The sequence below is a fragment of the Thermogutta sp. genome (assembly GCF_039793925.1).
Lineage (GTDB): Bacteria > Planctomycetota > Planctomycetia > Pirellulales > Thermoguttaceae > Thermogutta.
In genome coordinates this window covers 1-2,599 of the sequence record NZ_JBAMME010000326.1, presented here as the reverse complement: position 1 = coordinate 2,599, position 2,599 = coordinate 1, and the positions used below count along the sequence as shown (strand labels likewise).

Below are 2,599 nucleotides of genomic sequence, written 5' to 3'. Positions count from 1 at the left end.
AGCGTGGCTTTCTCCCCCGATGGCCGGATGCTGGCATCCGGGTCAGACGACCGCACCGTGCGGCTGTGGGACCCCACCACGGGGCAGGTACTGCGCACCCTGAAAGGGCATATGGCCGAGGTGCGGTGTGTAGCCTTCTCCCCCGATGGCCAGGTGCTGGCATCCGGGTCGGACGACCGCACCGTGCGGCTGTGGGACCCCGCCACCGGAGAGGAACTGCACATCCTGGAATGGCGTACAGGCGGAGTGCTCAGCGTGGCCTTCTCCCCGGATGGCCGGATGCTGGCTTATGGGGTGTCCGACCGCGCTGTACTGTTGCAGGACCCCGCCACCAGAGAGGTGCTGCGTATCCTGCAAGGACATACAAACATAGTGCACAGCGTGGCCTTCTCCCCCGATGGCCAGATGCTGGCCTCCGGATCGTCCGACTGCACTGTGCGGCTGTGGGACCCCGCCACCGGGCAGGCGCTGCGTATCCTGGCAGGGCATACAGACTCTGTGAATAGCGTGGTCTTCTCTCCCGATGGCTGGATGCTGGCCTCCGGATCGTCCGACTGCACTGTGCGGCTGTGGGATCCTGCCACAGGACGGGTACTGTGCATTCTGGAAGGGCATATGGGCTCTGTGTATAGCGTGGCCTTCTCCCCGGATGGCCGGATGCTGGCGTCGGGGTCGTGGGACCGCACCGTACGGCTGCCAGCCATCAAAAAAAAAAAAACAAAGAACATAAAGTCGCACCTGCGACCTTGTAGCCCCGCGGCCTGTGACCTGCGACTTGATGACCCGATCACAGGAGGGGGGTAAAGATGGGTCTCGTCTTCAATGGGCATACGAACTGAGTGAGCAGAGCAACCCTCTCGCCGAATGGCCGAATGCTGGCATCCGGGTCGGATGACGGCACTGTATGGTTGTGGGACCCCGCCACGAGGTAGGCCCTGCGCATCCTGGAAGGGCATACGAACTAGGTGCAGTGCGTGGCCTTCTCTCCCCGATGGCCGAATGCTGGCATCCTGGTCGTCCGACGACATCGTGCGGTTGTGGGCTATCCACGAATAGGGAAAGTCGCAAAGTCGCAAGTCGCCAGTCGCAGGAGGGAAGAATGGAATTCATCCTGGCAGGACATGCGGACACAGTGCGGAGTGTGGTTTTCTCCCCCGATGGCCGGATGCTGGCATCCGGTTCGTCCGACGGTACTGTGCGGCTGTGGGACCTCACCACGGGGCAAGTACGCACCATGAAGAAGGATACGGACTGGGTGTTCTGTGTGGCTTTCTCTCCTGATGGCCGGATGTTGGCTTCCGGGTTAGAAGATGGAACTGTGCGGCTATGGGACCCCACTAGCAGGCAGACACTCATTATCCTAGAAGAGCATACAGCCCCGGTATACAGTGTGGCCTTCTCCCTTGATGGCCGGGTGATAGCCTCGTCCGGGCCATTGGAGTGTGCCGTGCGGCTGTGGGACCTCACCACCAGACGAGCCCAGTGCATCCTGAGCCATACGGCCCCGGTACTTAGTGTCGCCTTCTCGCCAGATGGCAAATTGGCATCCGGCTCGTCCGATGGCACCGTGCGGCTCTGGGACCTGGGCGGCGGGCAAGTGCGCGCCCTGAGGGGACATACGGACTGGGTACGGGGCGTAGCCTTCTCTCCCGATGGCCAGATACTGGCATCTGGGTCGTGGGACTGCACCGTACGGCTGTGGGACCCCGCTGGCGGGCAGACCCTGTGCGTCCTGGAAGGGCATACAGCCCCGGTATATGGAGTAGCCTTCTCTCCCGATGGCCGAATGCTGGCCTCCGGGTCGGGAGATGGCACCGTGCAACTGTGGGTCCCCGACAACGGACAAGTGCGCATCCTGGAAGGGCACAGGGGTGCAGTGCGGAGCGTGGCCTTCTCGCCGGATGGCCGGATGCTGGCATCGGGGTCGAGTGACTACACCGTGCGGCTGTGGGCTATTCACGGATAGGGAAGGTTGCGGGGCGCAAAGGGGCAAACTGTCGGGTGGTTTGTTGCGGCTGGTCGTTGACCCATCCGACCTGTGTGATTCAGGAATCCCGATCGGACGAGCCGAAGTGCCCAGCCAAGTTTGCCGGGGACGCGAACCGAGAAACTCCCTCCCGCGCCATGCTGTTGGGCGCCTTTCTGCCTGAGAGCCATTTGCCACTCAACGACTTCTGGGAAGCAGAGATCCTGGATCTCTTGATGGGCGGCGGGACGACGCGCAGCGAAATGCGTTTTGGGGTCAGGATCATCAGGGGGTGACCTGTCCTGAGTGCGGTCTGCTCCCCGTAGGGGCGCCGCGCGCACTCGGGTTTACGTCGGCATTGGCTTACGGACAGGTACGAACACATTTTCCGTATCATCTCCAGAAACGCAGAGAGGGGGGTATATATGGAAGTTCTGTCCGTGTCTGTCCGTAAACCTATGCCGACCTAAAATGCGTGTGCGCGACGCCCCTACGGGCTCGCGCTCTCGGGAGTCTAACAAATGACTTGCCGGGCTAAGGCGCGAATAGTCTGGTATGGCTCAGGCAAGTCTTCTTGATCCGCAGGGAACCGCACGGTTTTACCCCTAATCTTGAAGACCCACTCTGGTTTGG

Annotated in this window: 2 protein-coding genes; both read left to right on the top strand. The window is 61.8% G+C overall.

The window, feature by feature from the left end:
* Positions 1-804 (top strand): WD40 repeat domain-containing protein (locus ABJK56_RS17600; RefSeq protein ID WP_347245983.1); only part of this gene is annotated, 804 nt, incomplete at its 5' end.
* A gap of 295 nt (positions 805-1,099) precedes the next feature.
* Positions 1,100-1,966 (top strand): WD40 repeat domain-containing protein, encoded by an 867-nt coding sequence (locus ABJK56_RS17595; protein ID WP_347245982.1) that lies wholly within the window; start codon positions 1,100-1,102, stop codon positions 1,964-1,966.
* Positions 1,967-2,599: the final 633 nt, after the last annotated feature.